Below are 18,182 nucleotides of genomic sequence, written 5' to 3'. Positions count from 1 at the left end.
TGCTAAGCAACCCTTACAAAGAGATTGAGAAGGTGGTTAGGGAGTCGCTTCAACCCCAGCGGATTCCAGTTACCGTCCTCTGCGGGGCCGGTCAGTAAGTACCCCCCAATCGGCAACATGGCCGCCAGCTTCTGCAGTATTAGGTGCCGCGTTTCGACGCGGTAATAGATCAGCATGTTCTGGGTGATGATCACGTCAGGAGCGGTGAAGTTCACCGGACGCTCAGCAAGAATGTTGTGCTGCTCAAAGGTGACCATGTCTCGTATCCAGGCGTGAAACCGGACCTCATGCTGGCCTTGTGGTGCAGCGACATCGAGTCGTATCTCGGGGTGCCCGCGGTAGATCCCCTGCCGCGCTTTATCGATACATGGCTGGGACACATCGGTGCCATGCACATGAAATGCTGCATGTCCAGCGCGAAGCAATGTGCATGCGATGCTGTAGGGCTCTTCACCTGTTGAGCAACCGACTGACAAGACTCTGGGAGGTCTACGAATATCAGCACAGGCGTCACGGATAGCAGATAACGATGGGGGATATCGGAAAAACCGAGTTTCGTGATTGGTCGCCAGGTGCAGAATTTGGAATCTCTGCGCTTCCTCCAGACGCCCAGACACGAACAGCTTGAACAGGCTCTCGAGGGTCTCACCAGTTTCGCATGCGAAACTGGTAAGGGCCCTCGCAAAGGCAACACGCCGGTGCTCGTCAATTTCGATGGCAAAGCGCTCCTCGATGATCTTCATCCAAGAGTTGGCCATCCCCTCATCGAGAATCAGATCATCGACTGTATTCATGCGCGTTCGCGTTGCTTGCTGTAGAAGTCTTGAATGCCACTGTGCAGGTTCTGAGCTTGGCGATTCAGGTTGTTCATTGCAGATGCAGTCTGCTCGCTCGCAGCCGAGTTTTCGGAAGCGTAGTGACGAATAGAACTCATCGTCTCGGATACCTCGGACGACTGAGAAATGAGGCTATTGGTCCGCTGATTGACGTCGTCAACACTCGTGGTGAGGCTCTCAGTAATGCTCTGAATGTCTTTCAGGGAAGCGAGCGCCGCATTGGAGCGGGTCAGCAGGCCCTGCATTTCGCTCAGTGATATGTCAACAGCGGTCTGGGTATCGCGAGCAGCTTCATTCATGTCCTTGAGCAGTTGCCCAATCTCGCTCACCACAGCTTTCGACTGGGTGCTGAGGTCCTGGACCGCTTCACCGCTCTTAGCCATCGCACGGGACAGCTCGGTATTGCCCTCGACTTGGTCCGATACCAGGTAGGCGTTGTAAGCAACCAGCTCGGACTTTGTCGCAACCTCTTTTACGAACTCACTGATCCTTTCCAGCATCTGGAACCGTTCGATCAGATGCTTGTTTCGATGCTGGATAGAGTTCAGGTGCTGGGTCTGGACCAAAATCCCTTCGTGCACACCATTCACAGACTCACTGCCGGCGTGGACTTTGTTAGCCACGCTGTTGGCAACGCGCTGGGTATCACCCATGAGCTGCTGGATCAGATTGATGAAGGTATTCATGTCTGCGATCAGAGAGCTGATGTGCTCGATCGCCCGGAATTGCTCGTCACGATTGCGGTCAACATTGCGAGCTGTGGTGATGGTTTGTTCCGTCGCCGCAGCAAGCCCCATTACGGTCTGGCTGGTTTCGGTGAAAATCTCATGGAAACGCGCGAATACCTGGTTGAGCAGTTTCGCGATCTCTTTGGTGGAATCGCGATCATCTGTCAGGGTAAGGTCCAACTCTCCCCGCCCTACTCGCTCAATTTCAGTCAAAAGGAGACTCAGCTCCTTGGACCGTTCACGCTGACTACCCTCAATCGTGCTGCCGCGGGTTTCAACCGCCTGAGCCCGAGAAGCAGATACACGAGCCACCAAGAGGACACTCAGGATCGCGAGGCCGATAGTTAGAGCACCCAGGACTGCCACGAGAGTTGGATTGATGGCTCGTGCATCCGGCAAAGCCTTCACCGAAGCGATCAAGGTATCTGTCGAAGACGCGATCTTGTCCCGTGCCTGCCAGATTTCTTTAGCATGCGGAAGATTCTGGGCCGAGTTGGAGGAAAGGCCGCTTGCCTGGCTGATCAGGCTCTGAGCGGATTGAGCGCTTCGGTAGCTTTTGATCAACTCATCCATCATTGCTTTGTCACGAGGCAACGAATTCCCGAATGCGGTGAGCGCGCCTAAATACTTGCTAACCCCTGCCTCTGCGCCTTGCAGCCCGGTGGCATCGACTACTGTAGTAGCAGTGACTCCCGCTACGTCAGCTTCCAGCTCAGTGAGGGCCTGAGCCAGCTGGCTCTTCTGCTGGGAAGTAGCATTCAGCTTAGATAGCAGCGCTTCAGCTGAACGGCCACTCTCAATCACTTTCACAACGGCCGTCTTCGCCTCCTTGGCGGCTCGGCTGAAGGCTTCGGTCCCAGACTGTCCACTGATCAGTTTGGCGATCGAGGGGGCAATGCCATCCCAAGAAGCACTCAGGGACTCCAGGCTACGCAGTACCGATTCCGGTGCGCCGGGAATACCCTTGATTGGGTCTCCATTCCGAAGATGCATCAGGGCGCGCTCTACCTGACTTTCCGCCTCTACGAGCTGGCTTGCATATGCACCATCAGCCGCTGCTTTGTCTGCCAAGTAGATGGTTTGCATAGCGGCGGACTTCAGTTCGTAGGTTTCAGCCACATAGAAGGAATCAGCCCGAGTGTCTTTAAGGAAGCTGTATCCAGTCCATGCAGCCGCGCTGCCAGTTGCGATCAGCAGGACCGCGGTAAGGGGAACGAAGGAAAAATTGTTGCTCATGCGGTCCTGTCTCATGTGAGGTCAATCGTTTGCATTTTGGGATCGGCAATTAGCGCCTGAATGTCGATGACAGCCCACGTCCGGGCGTCGCCTGTTACGACTCCGACTAGGCAAGCACCTAACCCGGGTGGGATCTTCAAATTGGCATTTGGGGCGTCAGTGAGGTTGCCCGAAGGGATGAACCCAACCACTTGATCTACGATGACGCCTACGTCACCCACATCAGCTCCGCCCCGGACGATCAAGGCCACTGGGTTACTGTGTTCTGCCCTGGACATGGTCTGAGGGATCGAGAGGAACCGAGCTATGTTCACGAAAGGAATGATGTCTCCATCCAGCTTGGTTGCCCCGAGCAACCAGGGCTTCGTTCCGGGCACTTGCGTGGGACTAACAGGAACCTGAGTGATGGCGTTTACCGCCAATGAAGGGCTCAAGCAGTAGGTATCGCCGATCCGATACCCAATGCACTTGTAACGACCGCTGGAGATATCACTGCTCATCGATAATCGCTTCCATATCAATGAGTGCTTTCGCGATCTTGTCGCCTGTGAACGGCTTGGTCAGGTAGAGATCTGCGCCTGCCAAGAGCCCTTTCTGTATGTCGAAAGGTGAACTCGCACTGGAAAGCATGGCGATGGGTAGGTGCTTGAATTGAGTCGAAGCTCGTAGTATTGAGGCAAGCTTCAATCCGTCCAGGTTAGGCATTTCGATGTCGATGAAGCACGCATCAGGCCTAGCCTCGCGAATAACACGCAGGGCCTCGTACCCATCCTTTGCGAGGTGAACCTCGATATCAGCTTTCTGCAGAAAGCCGGCCCCCATCTTCCGCATTCCGGGGGAGTCGTCGACGATGCAGACAGATCGAATATTGGACATGGAACAACTCCTGATTCATGCCCTAATAATGTTCAGGAGGTGCCCTCTTCTGGACGTACCTGCCCTTACCGACCTCAAGCAGGTAAAAACTGGTCATATCTCAATGCACGGTTATGGTCCTCCCTTGTTTCTGGAGGACCTATGCGTAAGTCAAACCACCGGGCTGCATTCGCCAGTGATCCCAAATTTCTGGAGCGGATTGCAAGGCAGCTCCAAAGCGAGCCAACATCTACCCCGCCCTCCCCTGCTGATAAAAAACCGAGCAAGGCCGTCCAGCGCCTCGAAAAAGTCCAAACCGCCAATATGGATGGGAGGAAAGACAGGATTAGCCTGGAATCTACATCCAGGGTACTGACCATTTGCTTCCCCGGGGCGAAGCTGGTCTCTCTCAACACCATGCTCCGCGTCCACGACGCCAAGGCCACCCGCCTGAAGAACACATGGCTGAAACGAGTGGAGGCCCTTCGATACACCTACAAGGCTGTTCTCGAGGAATGGATAGCCATTGCGACCTATCCTCTGTTGGTCGAGGAGGTATACATCACAGGTGAGAGCAGCTTGCTCGACCCAGAAAGTGTTACCGCGGCCTGCAAACCGGTTATTGATGCACTTGTTTCGAATGGGTTCTTGCCGGACGATGATCCATCCCACATTGCTCACCCCCTACCCTACACTTCCAGAGGCGAGTCTCCTGGCCTGGTGATCTGCTTACGTCCTGCAGGGCGGCCTTGGGGACTAATCGAAGATGCAACGATTCAGGTGGCCAGCTCATTAGGGCGTTGATTTTTGCGGCCAATCCGTTATCCCTCGTGTATCATGTTTCACGAACGCACGAGGGTTTCACGTGTATCAATCAGAGACCGGAATCAACCCCACAGAGTCCCATTGCCTGGGTATCAACCTAGTACCTGTTGAGCACCGAGACGTCGATGTTGATCTCATGCAGCCTGGCATCTGGCAAACCCGTCGGAACTTCACTCTTGCAGAGCTGGAAGAGCTAGGTGACAGCATGGTCAAGGCCGGGGGGAATGTAACCCCGGTGGTGCTATGTCCCCGTGCTCAGGGCGGCTACTTCATCATTTCCGGCGAACGACGATGGCGCGCGGCGCAACTCAAGATGATCCCCCGCCTGCATTGTCGGATCGGGCACTACACGGATAACCAGGCCCGTTTCATTTCTGCTGTAGAGAACGTTCTCCGGGTGCAACTCAACCCGATCGAAGAAGCTCAAGCCTATGCAGACATACAAGAAACCGGTCTCTCCCACGAGCAAATAGGCAAGGAGCTGGGTAAAAGCAGATCGCACGTCTCCAACTACCTGCGGTTACTCACCTTGGACATCACTGCCAAGGACTTCATGATCCACGGCAAACTCACGGCGACCCAGGCTCGCCCGCTGTGCTCACTCGACTCGAAAGGCATCCAACGTGAAGTCGCGACGAAAGCCGTAAGGCTGGGGTGGAGCGTTAAGAGGATCGAAGATGAGGTTGCCAAGCACCTCAACAAGCCTAAGCCAAAGGTCAACTTGCCCAAGCAAGACGCCGACATCGCACGTCTGACCCGGCTGGTATCCGATCACACGGGGTATCCCTGTGTGATTCAGAAGACACCGAGTGGCAATTGGCAGATGGGCTTTCTCATGACAGGTGACGATCAATTCGCAGGGCTTCTGGAGCGGCTAGGCATCAAAGTCGACGAGTGTTAGCCCCTACCCTCGAATTTGGGCACTCCGTTTCCATTATTACGACAGAAGCCATTGTTATGGCCCTGCCGAACCTTGCCGACCATCCTGCGGGTAGCCAGAGGCCGAAGGTATAATTTCGCATGCTAAACCGACCATTCCCGGTGCCAACTCTGCTGGCTATCGCTCTGACGGCAGTGTTAGCCGGTTGTACCTCCACCCACGAGCCGGTGGAGCTAGCTTCCATCGAGCCTCAATCCCAGTACGATCAACGTATCCAGGATGGTCTCGGTAGCCAGAAGTACACCGAATCGCAGATTCTCTACATGCGCCGCCTGAACGAGTTCAAGGATCAGATTGATTCGCTCGAAAAGCAAAAGCAGGCCTTGGAGGCGTCGCTTTCTACAACAGCCTACGAACAGGATCTAGGCTCGGGTAAAGCTCCCTCAACTGAGTCGAGCCGGATTGAAGAGTTCCAAGCGGCAACCCAGGCCTCACAGGCCCGGGTTGCTGAAGAGAATTCAAAGGCGGCCATACGCCAGTCCATCATTGAGAATGACCGTGACCGCGCATTACTCGAGGCTGAGAATCGAGCGATGGCTGAGATTGAGCAGTTGAAAGCTGCTGATACAGCCAAGCAGGCCGATCTGGCGAAACTGAAAGCTCAGCTTGCGGAACAAAAGGCGGAAAGCTCCCGCACTCTTGAGAAGCAACGCTTTGCAATGGCGGTAGCTAACGCGGACGCGGAACGGCGAGCAGCAAATGCGGTTGTTGAAATCAATAACCAGATTAGTGAGCTGAAAGGGCAACTCTCCCAGCTTGAGACGAAATTGGCAGCGGCTCAGAAAGAGCATGAACGATTGGCTGATCTCTCCCGTCAGCTGCAGACACCTGTGGCGGTAACAGCAGCAATCACGGATCAGCCTTCGCCTGAGATCGGGAGCTTAACAGAGAGCCGAATCGCCGAAATCAAAGCACGACTCGCGCGTGAGAAAACTGAAATCACCGCCAAAGCCCGGACAGAGGTAGCGGCCTTGACGGCCGGCGCTGAAATCAAAAAGGCTACAGTCGTGGCCCCGGTCGTCACTGGTCGAGCAGTCTACGCAGGCTCCTATGGTGAAAAGCCAACCACCTACGCCAAGGTTGACGACAAGCCGGTCAAACAAGATGCGAAGCCTCTGGCTATCGCATCCAAGCAGGCACCAGTAGTAACTGTGGCCAAGTTCGAGCCTAAGATCTCTCCGGTTGTGATTCAGAGGGGCTCAGATGCTGGTAGCGCGGTGCTTGCCGGCGGCCCTGTGACATCTTCAGTACAGTCCCCAGCACCGATCGTCGTGTCCCCAAAGTCACGTGTGATCTACGACGTCCTCTACGTTTATAAGGATGAAGGTAGCTGGCAGAAGTTCCAGCGCTACCTAGAGGCGTACGGGATCAAGGATTTCGAACCGGTACACAAAGGGAGCACGTTCTATCTGTACATGGGGCGGTACTACGACAAACAGGGCGCGGCCAAGCGTGTCGAGTACCTGAACCGAACGACGAACACCAATCATGCTACCGTCCACCCCCAGGAAGTCCCGATGTAATCAACGGTTTAGCATGCGAAACCGAGCAATGGGTAAAGAATAATCCATCACCTCCTCCTGAAAATCCGCATCGCGGAAATATCGTAAAAAAAACCTCGCAAGGCGGGGTTTTTTACTTGAAAAGGGCCGCATTGCGGTTAGAGTGGTTGCCATTACCGGATAAGGAGCCAGACATGGCAGCTACTGTGATCAAGAAGAAGCGCAAAGAACCTGCCGATGTGCACGTGTTCACCAACCAAAAAGGTGGGGTAGGGAAGACGACCATCGACTTCCATTGGCTGGTATATCTTGCAGAACAGGGTTACAAGGTCCTTGGGATCGACTTGGATGGGCAAGGGAATTTCTCAAGCCGCCTGGCTCCTCAGGGGCGCGAGGGTGGACTGCGTAGTGCGCATCTCTTCCAGGACACCCTGCCAGATTTGATGCCGATTAAAACTGAATTCGGCGCCGATCTGATCTACTCACTGAATGGCGACACGGATCTTTATTCGGTTGAGCAAATGGGTCTCCAGGTGATCAGGACATTTGCAAGCCACATTCAGCGTCTCGGTGAGGAGTACGACTACATAGTCATCGACACTCCCCCCACAAACGGTGTGAAGATGACCGCGGCTTCGGTGATCGCTGACCACATCTATGTGCCGGTAGAGCTCGCAGCTTTTGCCGTCGATGGTGTGATCTCCTTGATCGAAAGCTTCGACAAACTCACTCCGATTCTGGGCACTCGAATCGAACCAACCGGGATCATCTGCAACAAGTTGAACACGCGGGTGAAAGCGCACCAAGAGTCGCTTGCCGAATTGCGGGAAGTCGTAGGGAAGAAAATCCTCCGAACCAGCCTCTCTATCCGCGGTGCGATAGATACCGCAGTGCGGCAGTGCAAGCCGGTATGGGCACTTCGAACCAGTGGAGCAGAGCGTGACGCTGCAAAAGAAATGATCACCCTAATGGAAGAGCTTGCTCACATGTCGGGCGTTAAAGTGAAGAAGGCAGGTGCTAAGTAATGGCCAAGACACTGAACCTGGATAGCCTTGAAAAGCTACGTGATCTGACAGACGTAGATCGTCTCGCGCAAGAACACCAGATCATCCTGCTCACTGTGGATCAGGTCCTCGTTAAGCCTCAGGTGCGAGAGGACTTCAAAGATATCGAGGAGCTTGCTGAAACCCTTAAAACAGAAGGACAGCAATCCCCTATTATCGTCGGCCCGATGAACCCTGACACGAAAAAGTACCCCTTGCAGAAAGGAGGCCGGCGTGTAGCTGCCGCCACATTGTTGCCTGGGTTCAAACTCAAGGCAATCGTAGATGCCGCGGTTCGGGACGATTCGGATGAGGTGTTCTCGCAGCTGATTGAGAACGTTCATCGTGATGACCTTAACCCTTACGAAATTGGCAAGGGGTTGGCCAAAGCGAAAGCAAATGCGAAGGCTCGAGGGGCTCACATGAGCAACCAGGACATCGCCAAGCGCATGAGCAAAAGCGAGACCTGGGTATCCATCCACCTTGGACTCGCGGACCTCCCAGACGAACTCGTCGATTTGATAAAGCAGGGGATAACCGGGGACACCGAAGTTCTACGCGAAATGCGGCAGTTGAAGACTTTGCAGCTAGAGGTCTACGAATCCTTCATTTCGAAAGCGCACGCTGACGGCTCATTGAGTCGACAGCAAGTCCGCGAAGCGGTGAAACTCGCAAAAGGGAAGCCTATAGCCGGTAAGACGCTCGGAACGCCAACAGTTGAAGGAGGGCAGGGCGACAAAACAGCGACTCCTCCTGTACCTCTACAACAAGAAACCAGTGGGGATGTCCCTCCAGTTTCGCATGCTAAACCCGGTGCCAACCAGGCCCCGCAGGAAAAGGAAGGAACTGAGCCCTCTGCACCGGTGACAGAAACGCAAACGTCGCAGGTTACCAACCAGACATCTACGCCGAATAGTTCTACTACGAAGAGGAATGGTAAGGGATACATCCCGATTACTGCGGAGCGTCAGGTAATCGGTATCAAGGTTGCACTGGACAGTGCTGTAGCGTCCGGGTATTTGATGAATGATCGCGTCAGCGAAGATCCTTCCAAGGCATGGTGCATGCTGATGATCGGCGGATCACAACAGCCCAAGCAGATAAAGGTGGATCAGATCGACATCGTCAGCGTCGCAGCGATGGAGACCGATGGCTGAACTAAATCTTCAGTAGGGGAATAGGGCGCTTCAAGCAATTGAGGCGCCCTTTTTCATTTTGGGACACGGCGTACTTGAATGGCGGGGTAGGGCGACCTATCGTGAAGGCGTTTTCTCGTGATCTCCCGCTGTTGGTGAACTCACTGATAGCTGATCACAACCCGCCCCCGCCTTTGAATTCAAGGGTTGTGGTGGGAGATTGGTTCAGTGACTGTATTCAGTCGCCGTTCTAATCATCTCGCTTCAAGGTGAACCTGGTGCTTTTCACTTGGTTCATCGTTTTGCGATGTTCCAGGTGCATTGCATCTTGATCATCGTGATCTACCTGCTTCACGTTCTTTAACAAGTCAGTGTCGCGTGAGTTCGTAAAGGACTTCACTCTGCGATTTTGCGTTTTGGTGTGAACACGCCCATTCGCCAATTTTGCTGAGCTGGTTGCTGCGTTGTGGTGACATTCGCTCGGTTTGGTGTTTGGTGTGTGCCCCCTTGGCCTCATCATTCGCTATTCCGTCGCAGAGTGTTTTCTAAGCAAATCTCACTCGACCCCTAGGGCGATCCACATCGCCTTCGGGAGGGTAGTGGTCGTTTCAATTCACATTGAGGACCACGACATGAAATATGCACTCACCTTTGCCTTTGCGCTTTCTGCTGCTCTCTTCCTTTTTCAGGGAGATGATGCGCGAAACACAATGACAAAGGTCCAACACGACAGATGTGCTTCCTTTGAAGCTGCTGGAGTTGAATGCTGATCTCGTGCCCTATGACTTCGTCAAGGGCACCCCTAATACAACCTTTGCAGGCTGTATTAGAGGTGCCCTAGACAGATGAGACGAAAGGCCCGGCGCAGAGATGCACCGGGCCTTTCTGCATTTGTAGACTTCATGTCCTTGATTTCAGCTGGGGGCCTCCTTAGCTTTGGAGGTGATCTTTCCCCCAGCTTTCGCATGCGAAATTCCGCACGGATGTCTGGAGAGATTCCAGTCCCAGAATTCTGGAGCTGGGTTCTTTAAAAACTCGCGCTCGCGCAATTCCCACCCTTAGGGCAAGCCATCCCTAAGGGGACGTGGCTGCCTTGCAATTGGAGGTAGCTATGGATCGTCAAGACGACAAACGTCCGAAACTGTCTGAGGAAGTCCTGGAGCTGGTGAAGAGCAACGGCGGTTGGCTTAACGTGATCCCACGTTTGACTAGCTCGTTCGATGCTGCACTCAAGAACCATGGACATCTGGTCGACTGCCCTTTCCCACACCGTCACCGGAATGGGGGAGGGAAGAGTGATTTCAGATTCTCAAACAAGCCGGGCTACGAAGACCGCGCTATCTGCTCCTGCTTGCAGGACGGTGGCCGGGACCCAGTAGAGCTTCTGATCCTGGACGGCGTCGGTCGCAACTTCACCGACGTAATGTTCAAAGTCAGAGATGCACTAACAAGCGGCAAAAGCTATACCCGTAAGGTCACTCCTGTAGTGGTCAATTCACGGGCTGGCATAAGTCCGGAGGATGAGCAGAAGCGGAAGGCGAAGCACATCAAGACTGCAGAAGGCTTGATCTCGTTAACCCACCCGGATGCTCTTCCTGGCCGTTTGTACTTTCAACACCGCGGTATCCCGCTTAACAGCAACCTTGGTGACGTGAAATTCCACCCGGCCCTCGAGTATTACGAAACCCGTAAGAAAGATGGTCAGGTTGTGAAGGAGCTCATCGGTCGGTTCCCGGCCATCGTGTCGGCGTTTCGGAGCAGGACTGGTCGAGTGGTGAATTTCCACAAGATCTACCTGACTCCGGATGGTCATAAGCTGGAAGGTGTCTCGAAGGTGAAGAAAGTTGATTCCCCGTTGTCTGGCTTCAAAGGAGCGTCAATCCGAGTAGCAAACGTCGAAGGTTGCAGGACGCTGCATGTGACCGAAGGCGTAGAGAAAGGATGGGCAATCCACCTGGCAACAGGCGAGTCTGTTCGAGTAGCGCATGCCTGCACCACTCTGGCGACGTTGTTTGTCGATCGTGCTGAATTCGATAGGGTAGTTATCTGGTCTGATAACGACCCATACAACGAAGCACGTGGGAAATATGGCGATGGACAAACCTTTGCGTGGAAGCTCTTTATTGAGCTGATGCGTAAAGGGTTCGAGGTGGCCTTCATGCTGCCCGATGTGATTCACACTCCTGGAGCCAAGGGCCAGGATTGGGAAGATATCATCGTGGTTGAGAAGGTCGTTGGACAGCCATTGCCGCAACGCTTCCACCTCCTGCGTGCGAAAGCATGCGAAGGTGGGATCTTCATGGGCTTCAAGCCAGTCAACGCAGATGGCTTGCTCAGTGCCTGTGCGTGAGCGCTCAAGAAACCCCGGTCCAGCTTTTGCTGGTCTGGGGTTTTTTTTCGCATGCTAAACCCAGAGTAGCTTTGTTTCGACCTTGGACATCTTGACTACTAGGATGTGCTCGGCTAAAAAGTGTCTGTCCCATTTGCCTTTCTCCGAAAGAGCAAACCCAGACTACGTTGGTGAATTCACCGAGGTTTTCTGGGGTGCGACTCGATACTCGAATTCGAGTTAGATGAGCACAGACATTGTTGGAACAGACTGGACGATCGTCTGATCAGTCCACAATCTCGAGATACCAGGCATGTCCTTTGCTCCTGCAAGGTAGACGTGTTCCAGGAACGTGTATCTCCCCGCCATTTCGGTATGTGTGTTCGCACGCTAACCAGTCAAAGGCACCCTCCAGCTTCAATGCTTACCCCTGCACGGGATCTCTTCGCGAGCTTATTCCCGGTGCAGCGGGGATATAGGAGGAAACACCATGACAGGCCAAGTTGAACTTCTCGAAGCTCCATCCTTGTGGCAACAGCCGGAAGGTGAGCAATTGGAAATTGCGCAAGGGCGTTTTTTCCGCGGAGAGGATGACCAACCTGAAAAAGAATCTGAAGTCATAGACTTCTAAACCATTCAAGAACCCACGAGGGCGACAAGATTGCCCTCGGGTAGTCGTGTGCGCCTAGAAAAGGTGATCGCATGACTTCGTTCGTGAATCCGCATTACATCTTCAATCCACTCCCGGATGAAGTAGACATAACGCTGTCTCCAACGCAGATCATGAAATCCATGGTTTGCACTCGGCTGCTTGGGTACTACCGAGCTCGTGTAAAACCCGAGGCAACCCCGCTCAACCTACTGTTCGGCTCAGCCTTGCATTGGGTGATCGAAGGGTTCGTCAAGGGATACATTCCAGAGGAGGAAATGGCCACTCAGTTTATTAACAAGTTCGAAGGTTTATCCGACGGAAAGTTGATAAGCATGGCCAAGTCTAAGTCTCGGGAAACAGCAGAGGTTCTTGGTAAACAATTAGCTGCAGGCTTTCCGTCTTACTTCCGTAATCTTGGCCTCAAGCCACTGATTATTGAAGGACAGTTCAAGTTGAAAATCGCTGAGCGTACCTTCATCACGCTAGTAATCGACTTTGTCGGTGAATGCACAAAACCAATATTCAACCCGAAAGGGGAGATGTTGGCTGATGTTGGCGACGTCGTGATCTTGGACTGGAAAACCGCTGCACAGCCTGAGGGTGAGTTGTTTTCCCGATACGGGTATCAGCTGACCTACTACTGGCTGGCAGTGAAATTAGCATGCCAGCAGTTGGGAATCAGAGAGCCAAAGCTTTGTGGTTATGCCTCAGGGCAGAAGCCCAACATCACGAAACCGGACTCCAAATCAGTTGTGAACGCCATCTGGCATCCAGTCCACTGGGTAAAACGGACGGCGGCCGACATTGAGGAAGCAGTGGAATATGCCCGCGTAGTTGCCAAACGGCTTCGCGCAGGTGAGTTTTTCCGTGCCCCTCATATGGCCTACGACTCACCCTGCGATAGTCACTCCAAACGGTGTGACATGGCGGGGCTATGCCTCGAAGGTTGCTTGTCGGGATACAGCGTTAAAGCAGGTCTGACACTTGCAGACCTAATCTGAATATAAACAACCCTGTGGGGCAAAACAGCCCTACGGGGCTGGTGCGCCCTCGAGGAGGCTACATGCGTGAGTCTTATCGAATGGAGCGCTACGCTCAACGTGCTGTACGAATTCGCCGTGACAAGGAAGCTGAGGATCTCGCCAGTCGTAAGATTGGTGATTTCCTGATGCGGAATTACTTGGCCGAAGGCGCCTTACTAGCTGAAGAGTTTGGGAGGGTGTCGTACCACGAGCGTTTACAGCTTATTGCCAACTCCTCTGAACTCATCATGAGTTCCGACGGGGAGGAAGGCATCAATGTGGTATGGGGCTCGAATAAGCAGGTACTAACGCACAGGTTGCTGTCTCCGAGGATTCGGAGCGACTTCCACGGTGCGCATTACCTCGGTTCGTGGTCCCGCTCGATGCCCAAGTGGAAACACAATGAGCTTCGAGATGAAATCAAAGCCAAGTTAGAAGCTAGAGTTAAGGACCGAGTTGAACTGCGTAAACAGGGCATGCTCGACTTCTCTCTGGATACTGACGATATGCCACCGCTATTCCTCCAACCGGAGGGCTAATTTCCAGCCCTTTCGGGCCGGAAGTTCAACACTTCCGGCGGGACGCCCTGGTCGTGTTTCACATAACACGCGACGGCGTAACTTTGGAGGCAACATGAGCTACATAAAAAACCTGATGGTCGTGATCATCGCGTCCATCATGGGTGCTTCTGCCTCCTCCCTGTTCGTAGGATGGTCTACTAATGAACTTCGCATAGTCTTTGTGGTTTCCATATTGATGACTGCACTCATTACGTTGAACTCAACGGCTCAGGGACGGAAGAAGCGTCCTAAAATGAAGCCGACGCGCACGGTAAAACGTAAATCGCGTCGGGCAAAGAAGCGTGCACGTAGCCCCTAGGTGAGTAGAGGATCGAAAGAATCTCTTATTACTCATCGCGAGGATGCGACCATGTCTTTCAGTGTGACTCTCGGAATCCTGTTTCTTGCATTCGCAATTTACTGGGGTTGTGACTACGTTGAGCGCCGGCGTGCCGGTGGCGACGTAGGTGGAACACGAAGCAGCACGCCATAAATTCCATGGACATACCCTGGGGGTGAAATTCCCCTAAGGGATGATCACCTCTGGGGTTAGGACAGGAGAAAAACCATGAACTAACTAAACTAGAAGGTGAATACCATGAAAACCAAAAAATCCAAGTTCGTTTCTAACCTAAAGCTATCAGTCGGGTTCGCCCTGTATGTTGGCTGCGGGGGAGATATACCAGCACCAAAAGCAATTGTTCCGATGATCTATTGGTCGGTGATCATTGCCGATTACGTGCTGCGGACAACGAACATAATTCGAAAATTGCTCAAACCGATTCTTCTCCACACCCCACTGGGGATGGCTTTCCTCGCTACGAGGTTTGCCCTGGATCTGGCCCTCGCGGCCTGTCATGCGGAAATGAAGCACATCGGAAAACCGGCCCGGTGATCGGGTTTCGGGTGGCCATCACCCGGATTTCGGGAAGGAGCATTCAATGAAGGCGTTTCAACAAGGCAAAGAAGCATATCGTTCGGGCAACTCCAACCAATCCAATCCGTACCCATCCATGTCCCAAGAGGGCAGGGCATGGGCAATGGGCTGGTTGGTAGCGAAAGAACCAGGCAACTGGGACGACATCGCACGCCTCTACGACGACCAACCAGGCTAAGCCAGGTCGGACCCTCCCGACCTGCAGGCGGGAGTGAACTCTTCAATTCTCCCGTCTGCAGCGGGTAGGAGCTTTTAGCAATGCAACATCGCCAATACAGCGACAACGAACTGTGCGGGATCATCCAGGAAGTCTATTTCGGGGCAACCAGCTGGGAGCAAGGCCGTCAGGCTGCGCTACGAGGCCGGACCTTATTTGACAACCCTGAAACTCCCGACACCATCTCCTACGACGAGTGGAAGAAGGGGTTCGTTCATGGAGCCGTCTACGACGTTCCTCAGTCAGAGCAAATCGAAGAGATCGTGATGGTTGGCATCCTGCCGGTCATTGAGGTCCAGGTATTGCCAGCACGCTCCTTCTGGGCCGTGCTGAACAACCTGCAAATCGATCTGCATCTCTCGGTTCCCGAGCTGGCTCGGAGAATCGGACTCGCAGAAGAGCGACTGTGCGCTGGGATGATCATGTTCGGGTTTTACGACTCGGATGCGATCCCCATGTACGACCGCGTAGCCGTCTATTAACGGGCCCCTTAGGGGCCTCTCCTTGCTCTGTGAGCTGGACCAAACATCCAGCTCAGTGCTGGGTGTTTGCTCGAGGTCACCGATCTCACAACACCCGGCTCCGCGCCCGGGTGTACATCTCAATGCCCCGTGCGCGGCGGGTGCGAGGAAATACAAATGAACAACGTAGCCAAGAAGAACATCACCGTCGAAGAGATCAAAGCCGCTCACATCCAAGCTGTCACCAGCCAGAAGTTCGAGCCGGTAATGGTCCACGAGCTGTTCGGCTTCTCTACCCCTCTGAAGGGTTTTGAGAAACCGATCCCGGTACCGGCAGAGCGTCATCCGCTTTCGCCGAGTGTCGACAGCAATTACGTGTTCAATGAAAGCCTGGTTCGCCGGGTTCTCCTGAGCATGGCGACGAAAGACTCCATCATGCTGGTAGGCGAGAAGGGGACCGGTAAGTCCTCCCTCATCAACCAGATCAATGGCCGTCTTAACCGTCCGTCAATCGCAATCAATGCCGGCCCCGGTGTTGATGAAGGTTACCTGGTAGGGTTCCGTACCCTTGGGAAGGACGGTGTGAAAAGTGTTGATGGTGTGCTGAGTTATGCCTATCGCCATGGGCTGAGCTGCACCATCGACGAAATCTGCAGCCTGAATCCCGGCGTGCTTCTCAGTCTGAACGACATCCTCCAAGGTGATGAGGTCGTGACGCTGAAACACCACGGGATTGACCCTGAACTGGACCCGAGGGAACTCCTCGGCCTCGAAGGTGGGATGAACATCGTTCGTCACCCGTCGTTCCGGTTGTTCGCAACCGATAACACTGGTGGTAAGTCCTCGCGTGATCCCCGGTATGCCGGCACGAAGGGACAGAACGGTGCAGTACGTAGCCGCTTCACCTCCTTCAAGGCCAACTTCATGTCGGCTGAGAAAGAGATGGCTGCTCTGCATGGTCTGAACACTGGAGTGGATGATCTCAACATCCAACTGATGGTTGAGTTCGCGTTCCGGTTCCGTGTTGCGTTTTCGCAGGAGGAGGCGTTCGACAACATCTCCTTCCGTGAGCTCAAACGCTGGGTTACCAAAATGGCTCTGTATGATGATCTGGATGAATCCTTCGTCGACGCTATCTACGGCAACCTCGAAGAAGCGGACCAGGCTCTGGCCCGCGAACTCTTCGATGAAACCTTCGATCGCGACCTCGTACTTCCGGAAGAGTACACCACCTCGGTGGCGGACCAGCTGGATGCGCTGACGAAAGCTGCGGTTAGCAATGCGGCTCAGATAGCGTAAGGAGGTAGGTGATGTTCTACCTGACGAACGATTCGGGACGTTTCATCGCTGTACGTGGGGACGTGAATACGTTCCTCGTGACAGTGTGGGAAGGTTCAGTCATGCGAGGTGTTTCCGGTAAGAAGGAGTTGCTCTGCGGAACAGCGGAGGAAGCCTGGGAGCATGTTTGTGCCCAGGTTGCCGACGCTCGAAGCAACGGCTATTCGTCGCAGCCAATCGATCATTCCCCCGTGGAACTCGATGCAGCCCAGTCGATAGTCGCTGAGTTTGACCTCCTAAGCCGGGGAATCTATGTCCGTGTCAAAAGCTGCACTGCAGAGCAGTTCAATGAGGGGCTTGCCCACTTAGAGAATGTAGTTCGGGTGCTCATCGATGCGGGTCATCCCCTAGCTTTCAGGATGGTAGGCAATGAGTTTGAAGTCGCTTTGAACGGGGCTTCGATTCGTAAAGGCATCGCCTCGGTTCGGGACTGGGAAACCATGTCCCCAAAGGGGCGAGAAATTTTCGAGGAAAGGGGCTTTATCGACAGCACCAACCTGCTGCCAAGCGGGAAGGGGTTATGGCGATTTAGAACCCAAGAGTCGGTTTTGGATGTCTGTGCACGGGCTTTTCTTGCCGAGCTCAACAAAGCCGGAGCCGAGTTCTCGGTAACGAGTGACTCTGACTACACCCTCGATTTCCAGCGACCGTTCCAACGCCAGTCCGTTCAAGAAATGGACTGGTACAAGACGTTCCCTGGCCTTCTGAAGGTGCTTGAAGATGCCAGTCTACTAGGTGGCTCCAGGACCAAGGTTTCGGTGCCAACCAACATCGGTATGTCCCTGTTCCTATAACTAGGCCCCATGGGCCTCCCTCCTTGTGAGCTGGACAAATCCGGCTCATGCCGGGTTTGTTCTAACGAGCCCGGCACCGCGCCCGGGCTTTTTTCTACATTGCCCGTGCGCGGCGGGTGAGAGGTAAGACCATGAAAATCGCAATCGCGAAACTGGATGCTGCTCTGGATAAGTTCTGGATTGGCGTTGTGCTGCATGCCTACCACCGTTTGATGAGTGCGCATTACCGCCGTAAGGCGGCGCGCCTCGCCCAAAAGGTTCAAGGCCGTGCAAACGAGATCCAAAACCCCGCCTACCAAGTGCGGGCCAAAGATCAGTTTCTAAGCCATCGCCACCAAGTCCTGCGTCATGACTTGGAAGCAAAATTAATCCGCGGGGAAACCTGCTGATCCATGCGGACTGCCCCTTCGGGGCAGTCACTCCGCTCAGTGAGCTGGACCAACAATCCGGCTCACAGCCGGGTTGTTGTTCGAGGTCATTGATCTCAAACCACCCGGCTCCGCGCCCGGGTGTTCATCTCGATGCCCCGTGCGCGGCGGGTGCGAGGAAATACCCATGAACCTGATTCAGAAAGCAATCAAAGCAGCAAAAGACAAAGTCCTGCTCAAGTACCACCGGGTTGCCGCTCGGATGTACCTGAAACGGGCTACGTACGTTGCAGACCAAGTGATCTACACCCGCTTTAAGGTCCCCACTCAAGCACTTCGTGTGCTGCGAGAGAGGGCCAATGAGCACACCCAGAAAGCCTACGCAATCCGGAAGGGAGTCTGA

Annotated in this window: 21 protein-coding genes; 17 read left to right on the top strand and 4 right to left on the bottom strand. The window is 54.0% G+C overall.

Annotated elements, in window-relative coordinates; all coding sequences use genetic code 11:
• Positions 1-2: 2 nt before the first annotated feature.
• From HMPREF1224_RS0112590 to HMPREF1224_RS42325, 4 genes are read right to left on the bottom strand one after another with little or no spacing between them, the layout of a single operon-like run.
• On the bottom strand, positions 3-794 hold the full coding sequence (locus tag HMPREF1224_RS0112590) for a CheR family methyltransferase (protein ID WP_019439029.1): 792 nt from the start codon (positions 792-794) through the stop codon (positions 3-5).
• Complete coding sequence (locus HMPREF1224_RS42330) at positions 791-2,800, bottom strand: methyl-accepting chemotaxis protein (RefSeq protein WP_010794211.1); 2,010 nt, start codon at positions 2,798-2,800, stop codon at positions 791-793. Before HMPREF1224_RS42330 ends, HMPREF1224_RS0112590 begins: the two co-directional genes overlap by 4 nt.
• An 11-nt stretch (positions 2,801-2,811) precedes the next feature.
• Positions 2,812-3,300, bottom strand: coding sequence for a chemotaxis protein CheW (locus HMPREF1224_RS0112585; protein WP_019439027.1), 489 nt, complete (start codon positions 3,298-3,300; stop codon positions 2,812-2,814).
• Complete coding sequence (locus HMPREF1224_RS42325) at positions 3,290-3,676, bottom strand: response regulator (RefSeq protein ID WP_010792598.1); 387 nt, start codon at positions 3,674-3,676, stop codon at positions 3,290-3,292. Before HMPREF1224_RS42325 ends, HMPREF1224_RS0112585 begins: the two co-directional genes overlap by 11 nt.
• A gap of 141 nt (positions 3,677-3,817) precedes the next feature.
• Between HMPREF1224_RS42325 and HMPREF1224_RS44960 the strand changes: the two genes are divergently transcribed.
• The 17 genes from HMPREF1224_RS44960 to HMPREF1224_RS42275 all read left to right on the top strand — a co-directional run bounded on the left by HMPREF1224_RS44960 (position 3,818) and on the right by HMPREF1224_RS42275 (position 18,182).
• Positions 3,818-4,459 carry a hypothetical protein gene (locus tag HMPREF1224_RS44960; protein WP_019439026.1) on the top strand — a complete coding sequence of 214 codons (642 nt, stop codon included), beginning with the start codon at positions 3,818-3,820 and terminating at the stop codon, positions 4,457-4,459.
• 61 nt (positions 4,460-4,520) lie between these two features.
• Entirely contained in the window at positions 4,521-5,381 is an 861-nt protein-coding gene (locus HMPREF1224_RS42320; RefSeq protein WP_010794210.1) for a ParB/RepB/Spo0J family partition protein, read from the top strand.
• Between the two features lie 140 nt (positions 5,382-5,521).
• A complete protein-coding gene (locus HMPREF1224_RS0112580; RefSeq protein ID WP_256220528.1) occupies positions 5,522-6,943 on the top strand; it encodes a hypothetical protein in 1,422 nt (473 codons plus the stop codon).
• A 173-nt stretch (positions 6,944-7,116) separates the two neighbouring features.
• Positions 7,117-7,947, top strand: coding sequence for a ParA family protein (locus HMPREF1224_RS42315; protein WP_010794207.1), 831 nt, complete (start codon positions 7,117-7,119; stop codon positions 7,945-7,947).
• Positions 7,947-9,122, top strand: a complete 1,176-nt coding sequence (locus HMPREF1224_RS0112575) for a ParB/RepB/Spo0J family partition protein (RefSeq protein ID WP_021263700.1) — start codon at positions 7,947-7,949, stop codon at positions 9,120-9,122. The genes HMPREF1224_RS42315 and HMPREF1224_RS0112575 overlap by 1 nt, the downstream gene beginning before the upstream one ends.
• A gap of 611 nt (positions 9,123-9,733) precedes the next feature.
• Positions 9,734-9,871: a hypothetical protein gene (locus tag HMPREF1224_RS45450; RefSeq protein WP_153274579.1), complete on the top strand. Its 138-nt coding sequence runs from the start codon at positions 9,734-9,736 to the stop codon at positions 9,869-9,871.
• 341 nt (positions 9,872-10,212) lie between these two features.
• The gene (locus tag HMPREF1224_RS42310; protein ID WP_010794204.1) at positions 10,213-11,451 is read left to right on the top strand and encodes a DUF7146 domain-containing protein; all 1,239 of its coding nucleotides are present in this window, start codon (positions 10,213-10,215) and stop codon (positions 11,449-11,451) included.
• A gap of 469 nt (positions 11,452-11,920) precedes the next feature.
• Positions 11,921-12,061, top strand: a complete 141-nt coding sequence (locus HMPREF1224_RS45445; RefSeq protein ID WP_153897989.1) for a hypothetical protein — start codon at positions 11,921-11,923, stop codon at positions 12,059-12,061.
• 71 nt (positions 12,062-12,132) lie between these two features.
• The gene (locus HMPREF1224_RS42305; RefSeq protein WP_010792591.1) at positions 12,133-13,083 is read left to right on the top strand and encodes a PD-(D/E)XK nuclease family protein; all 951 of its coding nucleotides are present in this window, start codon (positions 12,133-12,135) and stop codon (positions 13,081-13,083) included.
• A 62-nt stretch (positions 13,084-13,145) separates the two neighbouring features.
• Entirely contained in the window at positions 13,146-13,643 is a 498-nt protein-coding gene (locus HMPREF1224_RS42300) for a hypothetical protein (RefSeq protein WP_010792590.1), read from the top strand.
• Positions 13,644-14,262: 619 nt separating this feature from the next.
• Positions 14,263-14,559: a hypothetical protein gene (locus HMPREF1224_RS0112570; protein ID WP_031628642.1), complete on the top strand. Its 297-nt coding sequence runs from the start codon at positions 14,263-14,265 to the stop codon at positions 14,557-14,559.
• Positions 14,560-14,605: 46 nt separating this feature from the next.
• Positions 14,606-14,779: a ribosome modulation factor gene (locus tag HMPREF1224_RS45725; RefSeq protein ID WP_010792587.1), complete on the top strand. Its 174-nt coding sequence runs from the start codon at positions 14,606-14,608 to the stop codon at positions 14,777-14,779.
• A gap of 80 nt (positions 14,780-14,859) precedes the next feature.
• Positions 14,860-15,300, top strand: coding sequence for a hypothetical protein (locus HMPREF1224_RS42295; protein WP_010794203.1), 441 nt, complete (start codon positions 14,860-14,862; stop codon positions 15,298-15,300).
• A 156-nt stretch (positions 15,301-15,456) separates the two neighbouring features.
• Complete coding sequence (locus tag HMPREF1224_RS42290) at positions 15,457-16,578, top strand: AAA family ATPase (RefSeq protein WP_010794202.1); 1,122 nt, start codon at positions 15,457-15,459, stop codon at positions 16,576-16,578.
• Between the two features lie 11 nt (positions 16,579-16,589).
• A complete protein-coding gene (locus HMPREF1224_RS42285; protein ID WP_010792584.1) occupies positions 16,590-17,411 on the top strand; it encodes a hypothetical protein in 822 nt (273 codons plus the stop codon).
• Between the two features lie 131 nt (positions 17,412-17,542).
• Complete coding sequence (locus HMPREF1224_RS42280; RefSeq protein ID WP_010792583.1) at positions 17,543-17,800, top strand: hypothetical protein; 258 nt, start codon at positions 17,543-17,545, stop codon at positions 17,798-17,800.
• A 166-nt stretch (positions 17,801-17,966) separates the two neighbouring features.
• On the top strand, positions 17,967-18,182 hold the full coding sequence (locus tag HMPREF1224_RS42275; protein WP_010794201.1) for a hypothetical protein: 216 nt from the start codon (positions 17,967-17,969) through the stop codon (positions 18,180-18,182).

This window comes from Pseudomonas sp. P179 (assembly GCF_000478485.2).
GTDB lineage: Bacteria > Pseudomonadota > Gammaproteobacteria > Pseudomonadales > Pseudomonadaceae > Pseudomonas > Pseudomonas aeruginosa.
This window is presented reverse-complemented; position numbering and strand designations above follow the sequence as displayed.

Excerpts from the sequence above, each read along its gene's own strand:
- HMPREF1224_RS45725 (WP_010792587.1), top strand. The coding sequence starts at position 14,606 with ATGAAGGCGTTTCAACAAGGCAAAGAAGCATATCGTTCGGGCAACTCC.
- HMPREF1224_RS42275 (WP_010794201.1), top strand. The coding sequence starts at position 17,967 with ATGAACCTGATTCAGAAAGCAATCAAAGCAGCAAAAGACAAAGTCCTG.
- HMPREF1224_RS44960 (WP_019439026.1), top strand. The coding sequence starts at position 3,818 with ATGCGTAAGTCAAACCACCGGGCTGCATTCGCCAGTGATCCCAAATTT.
- HMPREF1224_RS42315 (WP_010794207.1), top strand. The coding sequence starts at position 7,117 with ATGGCAGCTACTGTGATCAAGAAGAAGCGCAAAGAACCTGCCGATGTG.
- HMPREF1224_RS45445 (WP_153897989.1), top strand. The coding sequence starts at position 11,921 with ATGACAGGCCAAGTTGAACTTCTCGAAGCTCCATCCTTGTGGCAACAG.
- HMPREF1224_RS42295 (WP_010794203.1), top strand. The coding sequence starts at position 14,860 with ATGCAACATCGCCAATACAGCGACAACGAACTGTGCGGGATCATCCAG.
- HMPREF1224_RS42330 (WP_010794211.1), bottom strand. The coding sequence starts at position 2,800 with ATGAGCAACAATTTTTCCTTCGTTCCCCTTACCGCGGTCCTGCTGATC.
- HMPREF1224_RS42325 (WP_010792598.1), bottom strand. The coding sequence starts at position 3,676 with ATGTCCAATATTCGATCTGTCTGCATCGTCGACGACTCCCCCGGAATG.
- HMPREF1224_RS0112585 (WP_019439027.1), bottom strand. The coding sequence starts at position 3,300 with ATGAGCAGTGATATCTCCAGCGGTCGTTACAAGTGCATTGGGTATCGG.
- HMPREF1224_RS45450 (WP_153274579.1), top strand. The coding sequence starts at position 9,734 with ATGAAATATGCACTCACCTTTGCCTTTGCGCTTTCTGCTGCTCTCTTC.
- HMPREF1224_RS42280 (WP_010792583.1), top strand. The coding sequence starts at position 17,543 with ATGAAAATCGCAATCGCGAAACTGGATGCTGCTCTGGATAAGTTCTGG.
- HMPREF1224_RS42290 (WP_010794202.1), top strand. The coding sequence starts at position 15,457 with ATGAACAACGTAGCCAAGAAGAACATCACCGTCGAAGAGATCAAAGCC.
- HMPREF1224_RS42305 (WP_010792591.1), top strand. The coding sequence starts at position 12,133 with ATGACTTCGTTCGTGAATCCGCATTACATCTTCAATCCACTCCCGGAT.
- HMPREF1224_RS42300 (WP_010792590.1), top strand. The coding sequence starts at position 13,146 with ATGCGTGAGTCTTATCGAATGGAGCGCTACGCTCAACGTGCTGTACGA.
- HMPREF1224_RS0112575 (WP_021263700.1), top strand. The coding sequence starts at position 7,947 with ATGGCCAAGACACTGAACCTGGATAGCCTTGAAAAGCTACGTGATCTG.
- HMPREF1224_RS42285 (WP_010792584.1), top strand. The coding sequence starts at position 16,590 with ATGTTCTACCTGACGAACGATTCGGGACGTTTCATCGCTGTACGTGGG.
- HMPREF1224_RS0112590 (WP_019439029.1), bottom strand. The coding sequence starts at position 794 with ATGAATACAGTCGATGATCTGATTCTCGATGAGGGGATGGCCAACTCT.
- HMPREF1224_RS0112570 (WP_031628642.1), top strand. The coding sequence starts at position 14,263 with ATGAAAACCAAAAAATCCAAGTTCGTTTCTAACCTAAAGCTATCAGTC.
- HMPREF1224_RS42310 (WP_010794204.1), top strand. The coding sequence starts at position 10,213 with ATGGATCGTCAAGACGACAAACGTCCGAAACTGTCTGAGGAAGTCCTG.